A 1,175-nucleotide genomic window follows, 5' to 3' on the forward strand; every position below is an offset into this window, starting at 1 on the left:
TTAACAGGTACTGTAAGTGACCCAACAGCAACTGTAGTTGTCAATGTGGATGGCACTGACTATCCGGCAGTGAACAATGGTGACGGCACCTGGACGCTTGCAGACAATACACTTCCTGCGTTAACTGATGGTCCACATACGATTACCGTGACGGCAACAGATGCAGCAGGCAATGCAGGTACAGATACAGGTGTTGTGACAGTTGATACAGCTGCACCGAACGCGCCAGTGATCGACCCAGTTAACGGGACAGACCCAATTACAGGTACGGCAGAACCTGGTTCAACAGTGACTGTGACATATCCGGACGGTAGTACAGCAAGTGTTGTAGCAGGACCGGATGGTACTTGGACTGTGCCAAACCCAGGCTTAAATGATGGCGATACAGTAACGGCAGTAACAGAAGATCCTGCTGGCAATACATCAGGCCCAGCAACAGCTGTGGTGGATGCGGTTGCGCCGACAGTAGCACTTAATGATGTACTCACTAACGATAGCACACCTGCATTAACAGGTACTGTAAGTGACCCAACAGCAACTGTAGTTGTCAATGTGGATGGTGTTGACTATCCGGCAGTGAACAATGGTGACGGCACCTGGACGCTTGCAGACAATACACTGCCTGCATTAACTGATGGCCCACACACCATTACCGTGACTGCAACCGATGCAGCAGGTAACGTAGGTACAGATACAGGTGTTGTGACAGTTGATACAGCTGCTCCTTCAGCACCAGTAATTGACCCTGTTAACGGGACAGACCCGATTACAGGTACAGCAGAACCTGATTCAACAGTGACTGTGACTTATCCGGACGGTAGTACAGCAAGTGTTGTAGCAGGACCGGACGGTACGTGGACTGTGCCAAACCCTGGTCTTAATGATGGTGACACGGTAACAGCAGTAACAGAAGATCCTGCTGGCAATACATCAGGCCCAGCAACAGCTGTGGTTGATGCAGTTGCACCGACAGTAGTGCTTAACGATGTATTGACCAATGACAGCACACCTGAGTTAACCGGTACAGTGAACGATCCGACAGCAACAGTGGTTGTGAATGTGGATGGTGTTGACTATCCGGCAGTGAACAATGGTGACGGCACCTGGACGCTTGCAGACAATACACTTCCTGCATTAACTGATGGTCCACACACCATTACCGTGACTGCAACAGA

At 50.3% G+C, this 1,175-nt stretch carries 1 protein-coding gene; it reads left to right on the forward strand.

All coding sequences use genetic code 11. From position 1 onward, the window contains the following. Positions 1-1,175, forward strand: a 1,175-nt coding sequence (locus ACTJJH_RS18345; RefSeq protein WP_440601572.1) for an Ig-like domain-containing protein, incomplete at both ends; no start/stop codon positions are given.

The sequence above is a fragment of the Acinetobacter sp. 22301 genome, assembly GCF_052045285.1.
GTDB lineage: Bacteria > Pseudomonadota > Gammaproteobacteria > Pseudomonadales > Moraxellaceae > Acinetobacter > Acinetobacter pittii.